Source organism: Sporosarcina sp. Y1011 (assembly GCF_057669885.1).
Genome location: NZ_JBYHFP010000025.1, coordinates 1 through 20582, shown reverse-complemented (window position 1 = coordinate 20582; position 20582 = coordinate 1). Strand labels below are relative to the sequence as shown.

Here is a 20582-nt window from a genome sequence, read left to right as displayed (position 1 = left end):
CATATTTATTTATTCATTCATTCAATAGTTCAAGAATACGTTCTAGATCATCCTCTGAGAAAAATTCAATTTCAATTTTCCCTTTGTTCTTTGTTTTCTTGATTGATACATTTGTACCGAAATAATCCCTAAGATTAGATTCACTTTCAGCTAGGAACAAATCTTTGTTTTTTTCCGGTTTTGTTTCACGTGGAACTTCTTCATTCATTCTTTGGACAAGTTTTTCAAGTTGTCGAACATTATGACCTTCTTTTAATACCCGTTCTGCCACAATTGCAATTTGCTCTTTTTTACGTAGACCAAGTAATGTCCGTCCGTGGCCCATTGAAAGTTTCCCTTCAGTAATATAGTTTCGCACTTTTTTTGGAAGTGATAGCAATCGTACATGATTTGCGATATGAGGTCTACTTTTCCCAAGTCTAAATGCGAGCTGCTCCTGTGTTAGGCCCAGATTCTCCATTAGATTATGATAAGCTTCAGCCTCTTCAATTGGAGTTAGGTCTTCTCTTTGTAAGTTTTCAAGAATTGCAAACTCCATTGTTTCTACGTCAGTTAAAGTACGGACAACTGCAGGGATTTCTGACAGACCCGCCATTTGTGCTGCACGAAATCGTCTTTCCCCCACTACGATTTCGTATGTTGTACCGACTTTTCTTAGAATGATTGGTTGAAGGATTCCGTGTTCTTTAATTGATGCACTTAGTTCTTGAATAGCGCTTTCATCGAATATTTTCCTAGGTTGGTATGGATTCGCTTTTATACTTTTTACATGAATATGTTCGACCGACTCTGCCTTTGTCAGTGACTCTCCAGGGAATAATGCATTTAACCCTTTTCCAAGACCCTTAGCCATTGAGTACCACTTCCTTTGCCAGCTCTAAATACACCTCAGCACCTCGTGATCGGGAGTCATAGACAATAATCGGTTCACCATGACTCGGTGCTTCACTTAACCTAACATTTCTTGGGATAATGGTTTTATATACTTTATCTTGAAAGTACTTTTTCACTTCTTCAATCACTTGAATCCCTAGATTTGTCCTTGCATCGAACATTGTCAGTAAAACGCCATCAATCATTAGATTTTCATTTAAATGCTTCTGTACAAGTCGAATCGTACTTAGCAGTTGGCTTAACCCTTCCAGTGCATAATACTCGCATTGAACAGGTATGATAATTGAATCTGATGCAGTTAAGGCATTTATAGTGAGTAATCCAAGGGAAGGCGGGCAATCAATGATAATGTAATCGTATATATCTTTCGCTTCTTGGATGGCATGCTTCATTCTAACTTCTCTTGAAATCGTTGAAACTAGCTCAATTTCTGCTCCCGCCAAAGAGATTGTTGCAGGAACGATATCAAGGTTTTCCACTTTAGTAGAGCGAATTACATCTTTTATATTAACATCATCTATTAAAATATCATAAATACATTGCTGGACTTCCCCTTTATTGACACCTACTCCGCTGGTTGCATTTCCTTGCGGATCAGTATCAATTAAAAGAACTTTTTTGCCTATATGCGCAAGGCAAGCACTTAGATTCACGGATGTTGTCGTTTTTCCGACGCCCCCTTTTTGATTTGCAATCGCTATAATTCTGCCCAAATCTGCACCTGCTTCCTGCACTTTTAATATCAATTTATCTACTTCTTCTAGTCTATCAATAAAAGCATTTCTTGTAGAGAATTATGTAGTAAAAAGACTCTTGCATGAGTCAAGCAAGAGTCTTCCTTTATTTCTTTTTCGGAATTTTTACAGTAATTGTGTAAAAGTCCTCCGAGTCTTCTTCTTCGGTTTTCACATCAATTCCACTTTTTGTTACCATAACAAGCGATTGCCTAATTGTATTTAGAGCAATTCGTACATCTTTACTGACAGATTTTCTTTTAGGTCCTGCTTTTTTCTCTTTGGTACTTTCTTTTGGATGTAGGACTTGTAAGATTCTATTTTCAAGTTGCTTCACATTCAACTGCAGTTCTATCACTTCATTGTACAGCTTTGATTGCAATTCACTATCTTTGACAGGAATTAGAGCTCTTGCATGTCGCTCGGATATTTCTTTTGCCAGTAAGCCATTCTTTATTTCATCCGGCAGTTTCAATAACCGCAATTTATTTGCAACAGTGGATTGGCCTTTTCCTAGTCTTTGTGCCAATGCTTCTTGTGTTAGTGAATGAAGTTCTAGAAGTTTCTCATATGCATACGCTTCTTCAATTGCAGTCAATTCCTCACGCTGCAAGTTTTCAATCAAAGCAATAGATGCAGTTTCTTTATCATCAAGGTTTCGAATAATTGCCGGAACTTCCGACCATCCCAACTTTTGCATGGCTCGATATCTACGTTCCCCCGCAATAATTTCATATTGCTCTTCGTCAATTTTTCTTATGACAATTGGTTGGATGACACCATGCGTGTGGATTGTCCTAGCAAGTTCTTCAATCTTCTCTTCAGAAAAAACTGTACGCGGTTGATATTTGTTGGGTTTAATAGAATCTATTTTCACTTGCTCTATTACTTCATGCTGAATTTCTTCGCTAACGAGTGGTTCTAATTCTTTCTCCCCACTTCCAAAAAATCGTGAAAACGGACTTTTCATTCCCGGCACCACCTTTTCAATACTGCTCCCTACTTCTACTATTTATGCATAGTGATAGTATACCTTTTCTCGCTGTTCCACGTGAAACAATTTACTGAATTGGTGTTTTATTCGGAACACCTGGTTTACGAGGGTATTTTTTAGGAGTAATTTTATCTTTATCGAAAACAAAGATATTCCGTTCACTATTTTCAAATGGCAATGTGAAAGAATGCTCTTCTTTAATGGAAGCACCGAGAACGGAAAGTGCTTTTTTCGCATCTGCTAATTCATCATCTGCAGCTGCACCTTTCATCGCTATAAATACGCCACCCTTTTTAACAAGTGGAACACATAATTCTGCTAAAACAGAAAGACGTGCAACCGCTCGAGCAGTAACAATATCAAATTGTTCGCGATATTTTTGATCCTGTCCAAAATCTTCTGCTCGTGCATGGACAAAGTTTACATTTTCAAGTTGAAGTTCCTCGGCCAAAGCCTTGAGGAAACCAATTCTCTTATTTAACGAATCAACAATTGTTACATCAAGGTTTGGGAAGCAAATTTTCAAAGGAATACTTGGAAATCCAGCACCTGCCCCGACATCACAAATTGTTTTTCTATCATTTAAATCAATATAAAATGCCGCAGAAATGGAATCATAAAAGTGTTTCAGATAAACCGATGGCGCATCAGTAATTGCCGTCAAGTTCATCTTTTCATTCCATTCTACCAGATATTTAAAATACTGGCTAAACTGCATTATTTGCATTTCAGTCAACTCAATACCTTTGTCTTTCAAAGCTTGAATAAATTGTTCAACATCCATCAATATTCCCCCCAATAAGAAAAGCGTATGCGCCTGTTAAGAGGCGACAGGCATAAGACGGGCTGACGACGCGGTGCTTTTCCGCATAGTTAGATCGACTTATGACCCTAGCCTCTAGGCGCTGAAGCTCGACAATAAGAAAAGCGTATGCGCCTGTTAAGAGGCGCAAAAGCAGGAAAACTGGTGGGAACTTGAATTCCGCACCAGTTAAATAGCTTAAACTGATATTTTAGCAATTCTTCCTTGTTCAATATAGACGAGAAGAATTGAAATATCCGCTGGATTAACTCCGGATATACGAGACGCTTGCGCTATGGATAAAGGTCTAACTTCATTCAGTACGCTTTTAGCTTCTGTTGCGATACCAGATATTGCATCATAATCAATGTTGTCAGGTATTCTTTTGTTCTCCAGTTTTTTCATTTTCTCTACTTGTTGCAATGACTTTTCAATATAACCTTCATATTTAATGAAAATTTCAACCTGTTCTTTCACTTCTTCGGAAACCGTTTCCGTAGGAGGAACGATTCTTTCCACTTGACTATATTTTATTTCAGGGCGTTTTAGAAGATCAGCTGCCTTCATTGGTTCTCTTAGTTCAGAACCACCCGTTTCACGTACAATCTCTTGTGCATGACTGTCAGGTTTTATCGATATTTTCCGAAGTCTTTTTATTTCATCTTCAATTTGTTGCTTCTTTAAAACGTGTGCATCATGTCGTTCTTCAGTAATCAGCCCAATTTGATAGCCAATTTCGGTCAAACGCATATCGGCGTTGTCATGACGCAACAAAAGTCGATACTCCGCACGTGATGTAAGAAGTCGATATGGCTCACTTGTCCCTTTTGTAACAAGGTCATCAATGAGGACACCTATATATGCATCAGCACGTCCCAGGACACGTTCTTCTTTTCCTAAAGCACGGGAAGCCGCATTGATACCAGCCATAATCCCTTGCCCTGCAGCTTCTTCGTAGCCGGATGTGCCGTTAAGCTGACCGGCAGTATATAAATTTCGAATTCTTTTTGTTTCAAGTGTTGGCCAAAGTTGCGTAGGAACGATTGCATCATACTCAATCGCATAACCCGCACGCATCATCTCCGCGTTTTCAAGTCCCGGTACGCTTGCGATCAATTGCTTCTGAACGTGTTCCGGCAAGCTCGTTGATAACCCTTGGACATACACTTCTTTGGTATTACGGCCTTCCGGTTCAAGGAAGATTTGGTGACGTGACTTATCTGCAAAACGAACGATTTTATCTTCAATAGACGGGCAATAACGTGGCCCTTTCCCTTTGATCATCCCTGAATACATTGGGGACAAGTGGAGGTTTTCATTAATTAGTTCATGTGTTCTCGGTGACGTATATGTCAACCAGCACGGCAATTGGTCCGTGATGAATTCAGTTGTTTCATAACTGAATGCCCATGCTGTATCATCCCCAGGCTGGATCTCAGTTTTACTATAATCAATCGTTCTGCTGTTGACACGCGGTGGCGTACCCGTTTTAAATCTCACCATGTCAAAGCCAAGTTCACGAATATTATCTGCAAGTTTGATTGAAGGCATTTGGTTATTCGGTCCACTGGAGTATTTCAAGTCGCCAATAATAACTTCACCACGCAGGAATGTTCCAGTTGTAATAATAACTGTCTTCGCACGGTAGACGGCACCAACTTGTGTAATTACTCCTTTAATTTCTTCATCTTCCACAATCAATTCTTCCACAACACCTTGATGAAGTGTCAGATTTTCCTGTTCTTCCAGAAGACGTTTCATTTCTGATTGGTAAAGGACTTTATCGGCTTGCGCACGAAGTGCACGTACTGCTGGTCCTTTTCCTGTATTCAACATCCGCATTTGGATATGTGTTTTATCGATCACTTTCCCCATTGCGCCACCAAGTGCATCAATTTCACGTACGACAATCCCTTTAGCAGGACCACCGAGTGATGGGTTACATGGCATAAAGGCAATCATATCTAGATTCATTGTAAGTACAAGCGTCGTTGCACCCATTTTAGCAGCGGATAATGCCGCCTCTACTCCGGCATGGCCGGCTCCTATAACAATGACATCGAACGTGCCAGCTTCAAATTTGGGCATGTTCTATTCCTTCCTTCTATTTTTTATTTTCCGAGGCAAAACTGAGAGAAAAGTTCATTGATTAAACCGTCTTGGACCGTATCCCCGATAATTTCTCCGAGAATTTCCCAAGTTCTAGTGACATCAATTTGAATCATATCGACTGGAACGCCTGCTTCTGCAGCCGCGAGTGCGTCTTCAATTGTGGCACGTGCGTTGTGCAACAGTGCGATATGTCTTGCGTTTGAAACGTATGTGAAATCGCCTGACTCAAGATTTCCTTCGAAAAAGAGTCCAGCAATTGCTTCTTCCAATTCATCCACCCCTTCGTCTTTCAAAAGGGAGGTTGTGACGACTTTGCCTGTTCTGGCATGTTCCATCACTTTTTGCATATCAATTCTTTGCGGAAGATCGGTTTTGTTAATAACAAAAATCGTATCCATTCCTATTACCGCTTCAAAAAGGCGTTCATCTTCTATAGAAAGCTCTTCAGAACTGTTTAGTACAAGCAGAATTAAATCTGCTTCTTTCAACACTTTCCTGGATCTTTCGACGCCGATTCGTTCCACGATGTCTTCCGTTTCTCTGATTCCGGCTGTATCAACAAGACGAAGTGGAACACCCCGTACATTAACGTACTCTTCAATAATATCACGCGTTGTCCCCGCTATGTCAGTTACAATTGCTTTATTTTCTTGAATGATGCTATTTAGCAAGGAGGACTTCCCTACGTTTGGCCTCCCAATGATAACCGTAGACAGGCCTTCTCGAAGAATTTTCCCTTGGGATGAAGTAAGTAATAACTTATCAATTTCATTTCTCACCCATGTACTTTTTTCAATCATAAGCGGGATTGTCATTTCTTCGACATCATCGTATTCAGGGTAATCAATATTTACTTCAACTTGCGCTAACGTTTCGATAAGCGCTTGTCTTAATTCCCCGATCAATCGTGAAAGCTTTCCTTCCATCTGATTGAGCGCAACATCCATTGCCCGATCTGTCTTCGAACGGATTAAGTCCATGACCGCTTCCGCTTGTGATAGGTCGACACGACCATTAAGAAATGCCCGTTTTGTAAATTCTCCCGGTTCGGCAAGACGAGCGCCTTCTTTTAGAACAAGTCTAAGAACACGAGTAACCGCGACGATTCCGCCGTGGCAATTAATTTCAATTACATCTTCACGGGTAAATGTTTTTGGCGCTTTCATAAGAGAAACCATTACTTCTTCAATCGTTTCATTTGTTCCCGGATCGATTAAATGTCCGTAATGAATTGTATGTGATGATTCTTCTTTCAGCCTCTTGCCGGACGGCGAACGAAATATTTGATCCGCAATTTGGACAGCTTCATCCCCACTTAACCTGACGATGGCAATTGCGCCTTCCCCCATCGGAGTGGAAATGGCGGCTATTGTATCAAAATGCATGAAATTCACCTTCCTGGCTTGGTTACGCACATGTGGATAACCTATTTCGGACACGACTATCTAACATAATATATTATCACAAATCCGCTCATTCTCATAGCGCTGTAAGTGTTTTTTTGTGGATAAGTGTTTTCGATATTAAAACGAATCCATGAAAAAGTCCCGCAGAGACAGGATCCGTCTTTTGCGGGACTTTATTTTATTATCTAACTGATTCAATGACAAGATACCTGTAAGGATCAACACCTTCTGAATATGTTTCAATATCCAATCGTCTTGATAAAGCATTATGAATTACTTTTCTCTCATAGGAAGCCATTGGCTCGAGTTGTACTTTTCGACCTGTTCGGACTGCTTTGTCGGCCATGCGATCAGCCAATTGTTCAAGTGATTGTTCACGCCGCTCCCGGTAATCACCTACATCCACCCGGACAACTTTGAATTGACTGGATGACTTATTCGTGACTAATTGCGCTAATTGTTGAATTGCGTTTAAAGTTTGCCCGCGCTTACCTATAAGTAGCGCAGCTTTTGCACTTTCCATATGAAAAGTGACATATTTGCCTTCAATTACATGATTTACTTGAATATCATCGATACCCATTGCAGTCGCAACCTTTGTCAAATAGTGCTTCGTCTCATCGACGGCTATTTCATCAGGAAGTCCTTCAATTTGTACTTTTTCTATTTCAATAGCAGATTTACCAATGGATTCATCGGTAGTAAGTTCCATATCGGTCAGCAGAACATCCTTTACAGGGTTTGCTTCCTCGAACAATGTCACTTTTTCAGGGACGGAAGGTTCTTCAACATTTATAATGGTTACGGCCACTTCAGCCTCTTTTGCACCGAAACCAAGAAAACCTTTTTTTCCCTGATTGATCACTTCGACTTCTACTTCATCCCGCGTAACTCCAAGTGCTGTTAATGCCGATGAAATCGCTATTTCAACAGTGGCTCCCCTTCGCGTCATCCTTGTCATTTCCGTTTCCCTCCCACTTTTACAGGTTCCACTTCTTTTTTCTTAAATGGTTTGTAAATGAAGATATTTTGGATGATTGAAATGATATTACCGATTACCCAGTAAAGTGAAAGTGCTGCCGGCAAGAATGCACCAAAGATCATAATCATGAACGGCATAATGTACATCATTACTTTCATCTGGGGGTTGTCCATTGCAGGACCAGTACGCAGAACGATGAACTGCATGGCTCCAGCTAAAATTGAAAGTGTAATACTTGGCGCTGCAAGTTCAAACCACATAAAGTTCCCAATATCATAGGTTACATTCATTCGGCTGATAGCGTGATAGAAGCCGAAAAGAATTGGCATTTGAATGAGAACTGGCAAACAGCCTGCAACAGGATTGATCTTTCGTTCTGACATGAGTTTTTGCGTTTCTTCACGGTACTTTTGTTGAGTGACCGCATCTTTGGATTTGAATTTCTCTTTTAGAGCTTTCAGTTCGGGTTGTATTTCCTGCATCCGTTTTGAACTCTGTGTCTGTTTGATCATTAATGGAAGCAAGACAAGTCGGATGATGATCGTAACCGCAACAATTCCGTAACCGTATGTTCCGAGTAACTCTTTGAATGTCGTTATTAAAGAAACTAACGGCCAAACGACAAATTTATTCCAGAACCCTTCACTGTCCTCGTAAATAGGTTGTTGGAACTCCGAACATCCCGCAAGAAATACCGACAATGCTGTCAGTATGAGGATTAACGCTAATTTCTTTTTCAAATCAGTTCCCCCAAATCTTATCTTATTCAATTAGATAGCCTATTGGCCAATAATTTCAGTTTATCATGTCCATAGGTTTCCTTCTACTTCTTCTTTAACACTTTTGAAATACGTAAGACATGTTGTAAACTTTTCTTCGTTTCATGAAAATCCAATGTGGCAGCCTGATGTCTGGCGATGATGACATAATCCATGTCATTTCGCAATTCATCTTTCATTTCCAAGAAGGATTGTCTTAAATACCGCTTAATCCTATTTCGGGCTACTGCATTGCCTACCTTTTTACTGACTGACAAACCAATCCTAAATTCGGACTGGTCTTCCTTCCTATAGGAATACACAACGAATTGCCGATTGGCAAACGACTTCCCTTTTTTAAATACTTCTTGAAATTCCTCATTTTTCTTTATCCGTTGACGTTTGTTCATCTATTCCACCTGCTCCGTCATCTATGATTATAGTTCTTCATTATAAACAAGAAAAAAGACCACTGAATGTCAGTGGCCTTATGCTGATAGCACTTTTCTTCCTTTACGACGACGAGCTGCAAGAATTCTGCGTCCGCTTTTCGTGCTCATTCTCTCACGGAAACCGTGAACTTTACTACGCTTACGTTTATTTGGTTGGTAAGTACGTTTCATCTTTTAAGACACCTCCTGCATTGATTGTCCTTTAATTGCTGTGACAGTCTTGAATAGTATATCGGTTTTCCATCACAAAAGTCAACCTTTTTTTATTCAACAGAGATTCTGCCTAATTATATCTATCGATTTTTGTCACGGAAGTTATCCACGGTTTCTCTAGGCCATAGAGAATTTGAGTGTTGATAGTTTTTCAGGATATATTTTTATGCACACTTCTTATCGACAACTTTTTCACATATCAATGCCTGTGGATAAAGGTTTCATCCACATCTGTACATGCTGTGGATAAGGTTTAAGATTCCTTGTAATCCATCGTTTTTCCTGTTACAATGAGGTGTATTTGTTGTGCACATATTTTTATAGTGATTTTGTTATCCACAGTTGTTAATACATTGTGGATACTTTTTTCAACACTTTTGTATAAAAGTTATCCACGCAAGTGGAAACTGTGTATAATACATATCTTCAGGCTTTTTATTTACACTGCAAAGGAGGCACACGTTTGGAACATTTGGAAGAACTATGGATTGAAGTATTATCAAAAGTGGAACAGAAAATTTCAAGGCCCAGTTTCGAAACTTGGTTGAAGTCAACGAAGCTAATGTCCTACGGCGAAGAGAATGTCACCATCGCAGCACCCAATTCATTCGCTAAAGATTGGCTGGAAAACCACTACGTACATCTAATTACTGGAATTCTATCGGAACTGACCGGAGAAGACCGGATCATTCAGTTTGTCGTCCCTAAAAATATGGAAGAAAATGATTTTATGCTTCCCAAACCTACTGTTAAACCAATAGAAAAGGTTCCACTAACCTCGGCTCCAGGTATGCTTAATCTAAAGTATACATTCGATACTTTCGTCATCGGTTCAGGTAACCGTTTTGCCCACGCTGCATCACTCGCTGTGGCTGAAGCCCCTGCAAAAGCTTATAATCCACTGTTTATCTATGGTGGTGTCGGGCTTGGAAAAACTCACTTAATGCATGCAATCGGACATTATGTACTTGAACAAAATCCATCGGCAAAAGTTATGTATTTATCGTCTGAAAAATTCACGAATGAATTCATCAACTCCATTCGCGATAACAAGGCCGTTGAATTCCGAGATCGATACCGGAGTGTGGACGTGCTCTTAATAGATGATATTCAATTCCTAGCCGGAAAAGAACAAACACAAGAAGAATTCTTCCATACGTTTAATACTCTCCACGAAGAGTCAAAACAGATTGTCATTTCAAGTGACCGTCCTCCAAAAGAGATTCCAACCCTTGAAGACAGGCTTAGATCCCGCTTTGAATGGGGTCTTATTACAGATATAGCTCCTCCGGATTTGGAAACACGGATTGCAATTTTGCGCAAGAAAGCGAAAGCTGATGGGCTTATTGATATCCCGAATGAGGTTATGCTATACATTGCAAACCAGATAGATTCAAACATACGTGAACTTGAAGGTGCACTTATACGTGTTGTTGCCTATTCATCTTTGGTTAATTCGGATATTAATACCGATCTTGCTGCTGAGGCATTAAAAGATATCATTCCCAATTCCCGACCGCGTGTAGTAACGATTCTCGATATTCAAAAAGCTGTTGGAGAGCATTTCAATATTCGATTGGAAGACTTCACCGCCAAGAAAAGAACACGGGCAATTGCATTTCCGAGACAAGTTGCCATGTTCCTATCCAGAGAACTTACGGATTTTTCCTTGCCTAAAATCGGATCTGAATTCGGAGGTCGTGATCATTCAACTGTTATTCATGCACATGAGAAAATCAGGAAAATGTTGAAAGAAGAACAAGCACTTCAACAGGATGTTCAAGATATTCGTAATGTGCTTGGAAGAGGATGAGTTGTGGATAACGTAGAATAGAGAATACAAAACTTGCACATGTTATACACATGTGCAAAACGTTCGAGCAACTAGGGAAAAGAGACTTATGAACATATCCACAGGCCCTACTACTATTACTACTATCTATTAATAACTAATAATATATATACTAAGCGAGGTTACAGAATGAAATTTGAGATTATGAGAGACAAGCTGCTTGACGGATTAAGCGATGTAATGAAAGCCATAAGTCAAAAAGTAGCGATCCCGATTTTGACAGGTATCAAAATTGAAGTTGACGAAAAAGGAATGACTTTAACAGGTAGCGATTCCGATATAACGATTTGTACATTCATACCTGTTGAAGATAACGGGGAACAAATTATTCAAGTCATGGAGAAAGGCAGTATTGTGCTGCAAGCTAAAGTTTTTAGCGAAATTGTACGAAAACTCCCGACGAATGACGTAACCATCCAAGTTACTAATGGACTTCAAACACATATTCAATCAGGGAAGTCGGAATTCCATCTAATTGGATTAGATCCGGAAGACTATCCGATACTGCCGAATGTAAAAGATGAGTATATGTTTTCATTGCCTGCAGATTTAATGAAATCCATCATTCGTGAAACGGTTTTCGCGGTTTCTCAACAAGAAACAAGACCAATTTTGACAGGAGTTCACTGGGAAGCAAAAGATGGAGGACTTGCTTGTGTCGCTACAGATAGCCACCGATTGGCAAGAAGATTGACAATTCCCGAAGAAATGCCGGAAGTTCCATTCAGTGTAGTTATCCCAGGTAAAAGTCTACAAGAATTAAATAAAATTCTTCCTGACAATGCTGAACTAGTGGAAATCGTTATTGCCGATCAACAAGTTTTATTCAAAACACGTGGTGTATTATTTTATTCACGTTTACTTGAAGGCAATTACCCAGATACTTCACGACTCATCCCTTTGGAATACAAGACATCGGTGACGGTGAATGGGAAACTTCTTCTACAAGCGATTGACCGGGCATCACTGCTCGCACGAGAAGAAAGGAATAACATTGTCCGCTTCTCAGCAGATGAAGGGAAAGTCATCGAAATCTCTTCGAATTCTCCTGAAGTGGGGAAAGTTGAAGAATTGGTAGAAGCAATCGGAGTAATAGGCGAAGGACTGAATATCTCATTTAGTGCCAAATATATGATGGATGCATTGAAAGCAATCGATGGGCAGGATGTAACCATTCAATTTACAGGGGCGATGCGCCCATTCATCTTGAAATCGGTTGACGACGACTCGATTCTGCAATTAATACTCCCTGTAAGGACATACTGATTTTTGAAGGATAGTCACTAATTTGACTATCCTTTTTACTTACGATCGAAAATCAGCTAAAATAGAAGGATAAACTAACTGACGAAGGGTTGAGAAGCATTGGAAAATGTAACGATCGACACAGAATATATAACACTTGGACAATTATTAAAGATGACTGACTTAATCAGTTCCGGCGGCATGTCCAAATGGTTCCTAGAAGAAAACATTGTTTATGTCAACGGTGAGGAGGAACAGCGCCGAGGAAAGAAACTTCGTGACGGAGATATTATCAAAATCCCTGACGTAGGCACATATAAAGTAATTGGACAATTAGACGGTCAAACGGATGCATATTGAACGTCTGGCACTAACTGATTTCCGGAATTATGAATCACTCGAACTTTCATTTTCACCGCAAATTAATGTATTAATCGGCGAAAATGCCCAAGGTAAAACAAACATCATGGAAGCCATCTATGTCCTCTCCATGGCAAAATCGCATAGAACATCCAATGATCGTGAATTGATACGTTGGGAACAAGAATATGGTAAACTAGAAGGGGACATACAGCGTAAGTACGGACGACTACCGTTGGAATTAGTTATTTCTAAAAAGGGCAAGAAAGCGCGAGTTAATCATCTTGAACAGAAACGCCTTAGCTTGTACATCGGTCAATTAAATGTCGTCATGTTCGCTCCGGAAGATTTGAATCTTGTAAAGGGCAGTCCCCAGGTGAGAAGACGGTTTTTAGACATGGAAATCGGACAAATTTCTCCAACTTATTTACACGATCTCTTAACATTTCAAAAGATATTGAAACAACGTAATGCCATTTTAAAAGACAATCGGGGTAAATCGATACTCAATGATGTCATGTTTGATATTTATACAGAACAGTATATTCAATTGGCCGTTCAAATTATTCGCAAACGGTTTTATTTTATGGAACTTTTGCAGAAATGGGCTGAACCAATCCACAAAGGCATTTCCCGTGGTATCGAATTTCTTAAAGTTTCATATGGAACGCTAAAAGAACTCGATTCCGGACAGACTGTGGAACAGATGCAGTCAATAGTAGGCCAGCGCTTGCTTGAAGTGAGACAACGCGAGCTGGATAGAGGTATGACATTAATTGGTCCGCACAGAGACGATCTCCACTTTATTGTCAACGGTTATGACATCCAAACGTATGGATCGCAGGGACAGCAGCGGACAACAGCACTGTCCCTTAAACTTGCGGAAATCGAACTCGTCAAGCAAGAAGTTGGAGAAACACCCATCCTTCTTCTGGATGATGTTTTATCCGAACTTGACGATTACCGGCAATCTCATCTTCTAAACACAATTCAAGGAGAAGTGCAGACAATTGTTACTACGACGAACGTAGCGGGAATCGACCATGACACAATTCGCCAAGCAGATATATATGAAGTAACAGCGGGTGAAGTGGCCAGAAAAGATGATTGACAATTGCAGTAATCCTGTTTTATAAATTCAGGTTATAAAAGTGTTAGACGTTCTGAAAGGAAAGGTGAACAGTTTGGCAATGGAAGAGAAAGATATGCAGATGGCCTATGATGAAAATCAAATCCAAGTCTTAGAAGGATTGGAAGCTGTCCGCAAACGTCCAGGTATGTATATCGGGACAACGAGTTCTAGAGGACTTCACCATTTAGTATGGGAAATTGTTGACAATAGTATTGATGAGGCTCTTGCAGGTTACTGTGACCATATTGAAGTAACGATGGAAAAAGACGATTGGATTTGTGTCGACGACAATGGTCGGGGAATTCCGGTTGGTACTCAGGAGTCAACAGGCAGACCAGCAGTTGAAGTTATTATGACGGTACTTCATGCAGGCGGTAAATTTGGTGGCGGAGGCTACAAAGTTTCGGGCGGTTTGCACGGCGTTGGCGCATCTGTTGTAAATGCATTGTCCGAGACGACAGAGGTATTCGTTAGACGTGATGGTGAAGTTCATTTCATCGAGTTTCAACGTGGTGCAGTAACCAAAGAACTAAGTGTAATCGGTAAAACTGATGAAACTGGATCAAGAATCCGCTTTAAAGCAGACCCTGAAATCTTTACGGAAACAACAACATATGAGTATGAAATTTTAGCGCATCGCCTTCGCGAACTTGCGTATCTCAACCGTAGTCTTCGGATCACGATTACAGATAAGCGCAGCGAAGAAGAGCGAAGCGACGTTTATTACTACGAAGGCGGCATCAAGTCATACGTAGAACATTTGAACAAAAACAAAGAGCCTATTCATGATGAACCAATTTTCATTGAAGGTGAAAAAGATGGTATTTCAATTGAAATTGCAATGCAATACAATAGCGGCTACGCAGAGAGTCTGTTTTCATTCGCCAATAACATCAACACATACGAGGGCGGTACGCATGAATCAGGTTTTAAGACAGCCTTGACACGTGTCATCAATGATTATGCAAGGAAGAACGGTGTATTGAAAGAAGCCGATCCAAACTTATCAGGCGACGATGTACGTGAAGGATTAACTGCTATTATTTCGATTAAACACCCTGACCCGCAATTTGAAGGACAGACTAAAACGAAACTCGGTAACTCTGAAGTGAGTACAATTACCAACTCACTATTTTCTGAAGGATTCCAAAGGTTCCTGCTTGAAAATCCAACAACAGCGCGTCAAATTATCGATAAAAGTCTCATGGCAGCACGTGCCCGTCTTGCAGCGAAAAATGCGCGTGAATTTACACGCAGAAAGTCTGCACTTGAAGTATCAAGCCTTCCAGGGAAATTGGCGGACTGCTCTTCACGTGATCCAGCTATAAGTGAACTGTATATCGTTGAAGGTGACTCGGCCGGTGGTTCAGCTAAAATGGGACGCGACCGACACTTCCAAGCAATTCTTCCACTTCGAGGCAAAATCTTGAATGTTGAAAAGGCACGTCTTGATCGGATTTTAGGTAACTTGGAAATTCGTGCAATGATTACAGCTCTAGGCACTGGCATCGGAGAAGAATTTGATCTTGCTAAGGCACGTTATCATAAACTTGTTATTATGACTGATGCAGACGTCGATGGTGCTCACATTCGTACTCTTCTTTTAACCTTTTTCTTCCGCTTTATGCGACCGCTTATTGAGGCGGGGTATGTGTATATTGCCCAGCCACCTCTTTATCGTGTGAAACAAGGGAAAACTCAGGAGTATTGCTACACTGAGGAAGAACTCCAAGAAATTATTGGACGGCTCCCGGCTATGCCTAAACCTGTCATTACACGGTATAAGGGTCTAGGAGAAATGGATGCAACACAATTGTGGGATACAACAATGGATCCTGATCAACGTACATTGCTTCAAGTTCATCTTGAAGACGCATTCGACGCGGATTCGACATTCCAGCAGCTTATGGGAGATGAAGTCGAACCGCGACGTAAATTCATTGAAGAAAATGCAATGTATGTGAAAAATATAGATACCTGATTAGTTAGCTAAACCAAAAATCAAATGGAACTCGTTTTGTATAAATATAGCGTAAGCGCCTTACAAGGGTTAGCTAAAACTGCTTGGCTTACAGCGGGAGGCATCCCCTTGCGCCGCAGTGGATTCATTAGGTAATTTAGTTTTATCGTTACGGATTTATGAGTTGAAAGGAGTCTAATAACATGGCAGATATGCCTCAACGTGGTGTAAAGGGGATTAACATTAGTACAGAAATGAAGACCTCATTTCTCGATTATGCAATGAGTGTCATTGTTTCACGTGCGCTCCCCGATGTGAGGGATGGTTTAAAGCCGGTCCATCGTCGTATTCTGTATGCAATGCAGGATCTTGGAAATACCGCAGATAAACCGCATAAGAAATCTGCACGTATCGTCGGAGACGTTATCGGTAAGTATCACCCCCATGGTGATAGTGCTGTGTACGACACGATGGTTCGGATGGCCCAGGATTTCAACTACCGTTATATGCTCGTCGACGGTCACGGGAATTTTGGTTCAGTAGATGGTGACGGTGCAGCTGCGATGCGTTACACAGAATCACGAATGTCACGTATTGCTATGGAACTTCTTCGCGATATCAATAAAGATACAGTGGATTACCAAGATAACTACGATGGGCAGGAAAGAGAACCGATAGTTCTCCCAAGCCGTTATCCAAATCTGCTTGTCAATGGAACAACCGGTATTGCCGTTGGTATGGCAACAAACATTCCACCACATCATCTTGGAGAAACGATTGATGCTGTCCTGGCACTGGCTGACAACTCCGCTATTACGACTGAAGAATTGATGGAAATAATACCTGGTCCGGATTTTCCGACAGGGGGGATCATTCTTGGGCGTAGTGGAATCCGAAAAGCTTATGAAACGGGACGGGGTTCAGTCATTATTCGCGGAAGAGTTGAAATTGAACAGCAGTCCAACGGCAAGGAAACAATCCTTGTACATGAATTGCCATTCCAAGTGAATAAGGCACGTCTTATTGAAAAGATTGCTGAACTAGTACGAGATAAGAAAATAGATGGTATTACTGATTTACGGGATGAATCAGATCGAACAGGAATGCGCATTGTTATGGAAGTCAGACGTGATGCAAATGCCAATGTGCTATTGAATAACTTGTATAAACAGACAGCACTGCAGTCAAGCTTTGGTGTCAATATGCTTGCATTGGTCGATGGTCAACCAAAAGTACTTGCACTAAAGGAAATTCTATATCATTATCTTGAACACCAAAAAGTTGTTATCCGCAGACGTACTATGTACGACTTGAAAAAAGCAGAAGATCGCGCACATATACTAGAAGGTCTCCGTATTGCACTTGACAATATCGACCGAATCATTACGCTTATTCGTTCATCGAAAACAACAGATGAGGCAAAAACAGGATTGATGGATCAATTCAATTTATCTGATCGTCAAGCCCAAGCCATTCTTGATATGCGTCTTCAACGATTAACGGGACTTGAACGGGACAAAATTGAAAGTGAATATGAAGCTCTCCTAGTCTTTATGGCTGAAATGCGCGCCATTCTTGCAGATGAATCAAAACTGCTTGAGATTATTCGTGAGGAATTACTGGAAGTGAAAACCCGTTTTGAGGACAAACGCAGAACGGAAATTACACTGGGCGGCGCTGAAATGATTGAGGATGAAGATCTGATCCCAGTTGAAAACTCTGTATTGACACTTACTCATAATGGTTATATTAAACGTTTACCTGCTAATACTTATCGAAGCCAACGACGCGGGGGCCGTGGAATACAAGGTATGGGTACCAATGATGATGACTTCGTAGAGCATCTCTTGAACACGTCCACGCACGATACCATTTTGTTCTTCACGAGCAGAGGAAGGGTATTCCGTACGAAAGGCTATCAAGTACCTGAATTCAGCCGGACCGCTAAAGGGTTGCCAATCATTAACCTATTAGGTGTCGAGAAAGATGAGAAAGTAACAGCGATGATTCCTGTAGATGTATTCGAGAAAGATGATTACTTATTCTTTGCCACTCGTAATGGAGTCGTTAAACGTACGCCTGTGATTGAATTTGCCAATATCCGTTCAAATGGATTAATTGCACTCACGCTTCGTGGTGATGATGAACTTATTGAAGTCAAAATGACAAGCGGTAAGGAAAACATTGCTATCGGAACGAAAGATGGAATGTTAATTAAATTCAATGAGACTGATATTCGTTCAATGGGTCGTATAGCAGGCGGGGTCCGCGGTATCCGTTTAAGAACAGGTGATATCGTAGTCGGTATGGATACAGTAGATGAAGGCGATGAAATCTTAGTCGTAACAGAAAAAGGGTTCGGAAAACGGACACCTGAAGATGAATATCGTATCCAGTCACGTGGTGGTTACGGATTGAAAACATTAAATGTAACAGAGCGAAATGGGACACTTGTTTCGATGAAGACAGTAGATGGAACTGAAGATCTCATGCTAATCACAATTCACGGCATTCTGATTCGTATGGATATTGAAGACATTTCTGTTATTGGGCGTAGTACACAAGGAGTCCGTTTAATCCGTTTAGGGGAAGATGAACTTGTTGCGACTGTTGCCAAAGTTGTAAAAGAAGAAGAAGAACTAGAAGAACTAGAAGAACTAGAAGAACTAGAGAACGACAACAGTAGTATGGAAGAAGACTCAGCTCCTTCTGAAATACCAGAAGATGATATATCGTCGCCTATAGAGGATGATGAGTGAAAAAGCTAGAAATAGCAAAAGGTTATTGGAATGGCCAAGTTGGCCGTCTCAATAACCTTTTTATTTTTATCGTTTGTTTGAAATATTTAAAGTACAATAGAAATAACTATCTGATGAAAGCAGGTAACATCAATGACAGAAACGTATATAAAAACAAGTGACCTACGTCCAGGTATTATCCTCGGTGAAGATATATTTGTAAATACGAGATACCCGATTGTTAGGAAGGGCACAGAACTCTCCTTAGAGCACTTGGAAGTTTTGAAAGCATTTGGCGTAAAAAAAGTAAAAATTCAAGAACGCTTAATCGTAAAAAAAGAACAAATGCTTGAACACGAGAGTGAAGGTACAGTGGATCCAGATGAAATTCTTACGATAACATCCTTGAAGCAGACAGATTTACAAACACAGTACAGTGAAGCCGTCCAAAAGTATAAAAAAGAATTTCTTGGATGGCGTGCAGGCATTCGTCCTGACATAGCAAAAGTCCGTTCAATGGTCATACCTTTATTGGAAAGGTGGAGTGAACAGAAAAATAAATTAGCAGCTTTAAATGAACTTTCAAATCCCGATGACTATATGTATCATCATTCTATAGCCGTAGGGTTACTAGCTTCAGCCATTGGTGCCCAAGTCGGATTCCCTAAAGGGGAGATTTTACAGCTGGGCCTTGCGGGTACGTTAGCCGATTGTGGAATGTCAAAAATTGAAGTGTCAATAACTGAGAAGGCAGTATTCCTTACGAAGGATGAATTTAATGAAGTGAAAAAACACACAATATACAGCTATCAAATGCTTCAAGATACGCCACTATTGCGTCATGAAATGAAGTTAGCGATACTTCAACATCATGAACGTCTGGATGGTAGCGGTTATCCGCGAGGTGATAAGATGAATCAAGTTTCTGTGCATTCACAAATCCTTGCTGTTTCAGACGTCTTTCACGCAATGACATCTGAAAGGATATACAGATCAAAGGAATCACCTTTTAAGGTAATTGAAATGATTAAAGAAGAAGAGTTTGGGAAATTTGATATTAAAGTCGTACAAGCATTACTTGATATAGTAGGGAATCTATCTATTGGAGCGAAAGTACAACTGACAAATGGCGTGGTAGGAGAGGTTATATTTATCCACCGAGATGCAAGACTGCGGCCAATGCTTAAAATAACTGAAGATAATTCTATTTTAGATTTAACGATTAATCGTCATCTAGCTATAGAAAAAGTACTCTAATAGAAGAGAGTACTAAGTATTTGGATTAGTAGACTCGAAAAACCCTTTAGATAGCGCATTGCAGTACCATTTAAAAAGAAAATGTAGTTATTTTAAATTTAGCATTGCAATTAACAAGATAAGCTGTTATATTTAATAACGTTGCACATCCGACGTATTGAAAACAACGTAAAAGAAGTTAAAAAAAGTTGTTGACACGGACGACGTAACTTGGTATGATATAAGAGTTGTCACTGAAACAAGCGGCAAACAAATAAAGAGGAAAGTAAATCAGTTCCTCGCCAAATGAACCTTGAAAACTGAACAGCAAAACATCAATGAGATATCGCGAGAGTGTGAACGCACTTGAGCAAAACGTTTCGAAGTAATTCGATTTCGGTCGAGTGAAAAGAAACACACACAAGAATCTTCGGATTCGAGTCAGCAAGAAATGAGCTATTCATTTTCTTCTATTATGGAGAGTTTGATCCTGGCTCAGGACGAACGCTGGCGGCATGCCTAATACATGCAAGTCGAGCGAAAGTTAGAGAGCTTGCTCTCTAACTTTAGCGGCGGACGGGTGAGTAACACGTGGGCAACCTGCCCTACAGATGGGGATAACTCCGGGAAACCGGGGCTAATACCGAATAATCAGTTTGTCCGCATGGACAAACTCTGAAAGACGGTTTCGGCTGTCACTGTAGGATGGGCC

17 protein-coding genes and 1 rRNA gene are annotated in these 20582 nt (G+C 40.4%); 8 read left to right on the top strand and 10 right to left on the bottom strand.

Going from position 1 to position 20582, the window contains the following annotated elements:
• Positions 1-13: 13 nt before the first annotated feature.
• The 10 genes from AC25Y5_RS17675 to rpmH form a co-directional block, all read right to left on the bottom strand.
• Positions 14-853 (bottom strand): ParB/RepB/Spo0J family partition protein, encoded by an 840-nt coding sequence (locus AC25Y5_RS17675; protein ID WP_482102620.1) that lies wholly within the window; start codon positions 851-853, stop codon positions 14-16.
• On the bottom strand, positions 846-1607 hold the full coding sequence (locus AC25Y5_RS17670) for a ParA family protein (protein WP_482102725.1): 762 nt from the start codon (positions 1605-1607) through the stop codon (positions 846-848). Before AC25Y5_RS17670 ends, AC25Y5_RS17675 begins: the two co-directional genes overlap by 8 nt.
• Before the next feature lie 127 nt (positions 1608-1734).
• The gene (gene noc, locus AC25Y5_RS17665; protein WP_482102619.1) at positions 1735-2598 is read right to left on the bottom strand and encodes a nucleoid occlusion protein; all 864 of its coding nucleotides are present in this window, start codon (positions 2596-2598) and stop codon (positions 1735-1737) included.
• A 91-nt stretch (positions 2599-2689) separates the two neighbouring features.
• Positions 2690-3406 (bottom strand): 16S rRNA (guanine(527)-N(7))-methyltransferase RsmG, encoded by a 717-nt coding sequence (gene rsmG / locus AC25Y5_RS17660; protein WP_488141440.1) that lies wholly within the window; start codon positions 3404-3406, stop codon positions 2690-2692.
• A 216-nt stretch (positions 3407-3622) separates the two neighbouring features.
• A complete protein-coding gene (gene mnmG, locus AC25Y5_RS17655) occupies positions 3623-5512 on the bottom strand; it encodes a tRNA uridine-5-carboxymethylaminomethyl(34) synthesis enzyme MnmG (protein ID WP_488141439.1) in 1890 nt (629 codons plus the stop codon).
• A gap of 23 nt (positions 5513-5535) precedes the next feature.
• Positions 5536-6921, bottom strand: coding sequence for a tRNA uridine-5-carboxymethylaminomethyl(34) synthesis GTPase MnmE (gene mnmE, locus AC25Y5_RS17650; RefSeq protein ID WP_488141438.1), 1386 nt, complete (start codon positions 6919-6921; stop codon positions 5536-5538).
• 202 nt (positions 6922-7123) lie between these two features.
• Positions 7124-7903, bottom strand: a complete 780-nt coding sequence (gene jag, locus AC25Y5_RS17645; RefSeq protein ID WP_488141437.1) for an RNA-binding cell elongation regulator Jag/EloR — start codon at positions 7901-7903, stop codon at positions 7124-7126.
• Complete coding sequence (gene yidC / locus AC25Y5_RS17640; RefSeq protein ID WP_482102614.1) at positions 7900-8664, bottom strand: membrane protein insertase YidC; 765 nt, start codon at positions 8662-8664, stop codon at positions 7900-7902. The genes jag and yidC overlap by 4 nt, the downstream gene beginning before the upstream one ends.
• Positions 8665-8747: 83 nt before the next feature.
• A complete protein-coding gene (gene rnpA, locus AC25Y5_RS17635; RefSeq protein ID WP_482102613.1) occupies positions 8748-9092 on the bottom strand; it encodes a ribonuclease P protein component in 345 nt (114 codons plus the stop codon).
• A 78-nt stretch (positions 9093-9170) separates the two neighbouring features.
• Positions 9171-9305, bottom strand: coding sequence for a 50S ribosomal protein L34 (rpmH, locus tag AC25Y5_RS17630; RefSeq protein ID WP_067204080.1), 135 nt, complete (start codon positions 9303-9305; stop codon positions 9171-9173).
• A 505-nt stretch (positions 9306-9810) separates the two neighbouring features.
• Between rpmH and dnaA the strand changes: the two genes are divergently transcribed.
• The 8 genes from dnaA to AC25Y5_RS17590 form a co-directional block, all read left to right on the top strand.
• Positions 9811-11160, top strand: coding sequence for a chromosomal replication initiator protein DnaA (dnaA, locus tag AC25Y5_RS17625; RefSeq protein ID WP_482102612.1), 1350 nt, complete (start codon positions 9811-9813; stop codon positions 11158-11160).
• A gap of 168 nt (positions 11161-11328) precedes the next feature.
• Positions 11329-12465: a DNA polymerase III subunit beta gene (gene dnaN / locus AC25Y5_RS17620; RefSeq protein WP_482106283.1), complete on the top strand. Its 1137-nt coding sequence runs from the start codon at positions 11329-11331 to the stop codon at positions 12463-12465.
• 99 nt (positions 12466-12564) lie between these two features.
• Positions 12565-12804: a S4 domain-containing protein YaaA gene (gene yaaA / locus AC25Y5_RS17615; protein WP_482102610.1), complete on the top strand. Its 240-nt coding sequence runs from the start codon at positions 12565-12567 to the stop codon at positions 12802-12804.
• On the top strand, positions 12794-13915 hold the full coding sequence (recF, locus tag AC25Y5_RS17610; protein WP_488141436.1) for a DNA replication/repair protein RecF: 1122 nt from the start codon (positions 12794-12796) through the stop codon (positions 13913-13915). The genes yaaA and recF overlap by 11 nt, the downstream gene beginning before the upstream one ends.
• Before the next feature lie 79 nt (positions 13916-13994).
• Positions 13995-15917 (top strand): DNA topoisomerase (ATP-hydrolyzing) subunit B, encoded by a 1923-nt coding sequence (gene gyrB, locus AC25Y5_RS17605; RefSeq protein WP_488141435.1) that lies wholly within the window; start codon positions 13995-13997, stop codon positions 15915-15917.
• 182 nt (positions 15918-16099) lie between these two features.
• A complete protein-coding gene (gene gyrA / locus AC25Y5_RS17600; RefSeq protein ID WP_488141434.1) occupies positions 16100-18655 on the top strand; it encodes a DNA gyrase subunit A in 2556 nt (851 codons plus the stop codon).
• Between the two features lie 132 nt (positions 18656-18787).
• A complete protein-coding gene (locus tag AC25Y5_RS17595; RefSeq protein ID WP_488141433.1) occupies positions 18788-19891 on the top strand; it encodes an HD-GYP domain-containing protein in 1104 nt (367 codons plus the stop codon).
• 451 nt (positions 19892-20342) lie between these two features.
• Positions 20343-20582 (top strand): 16S ribosomal RNA (locus AC25Y5_RS17590); the annotation flags it as partial.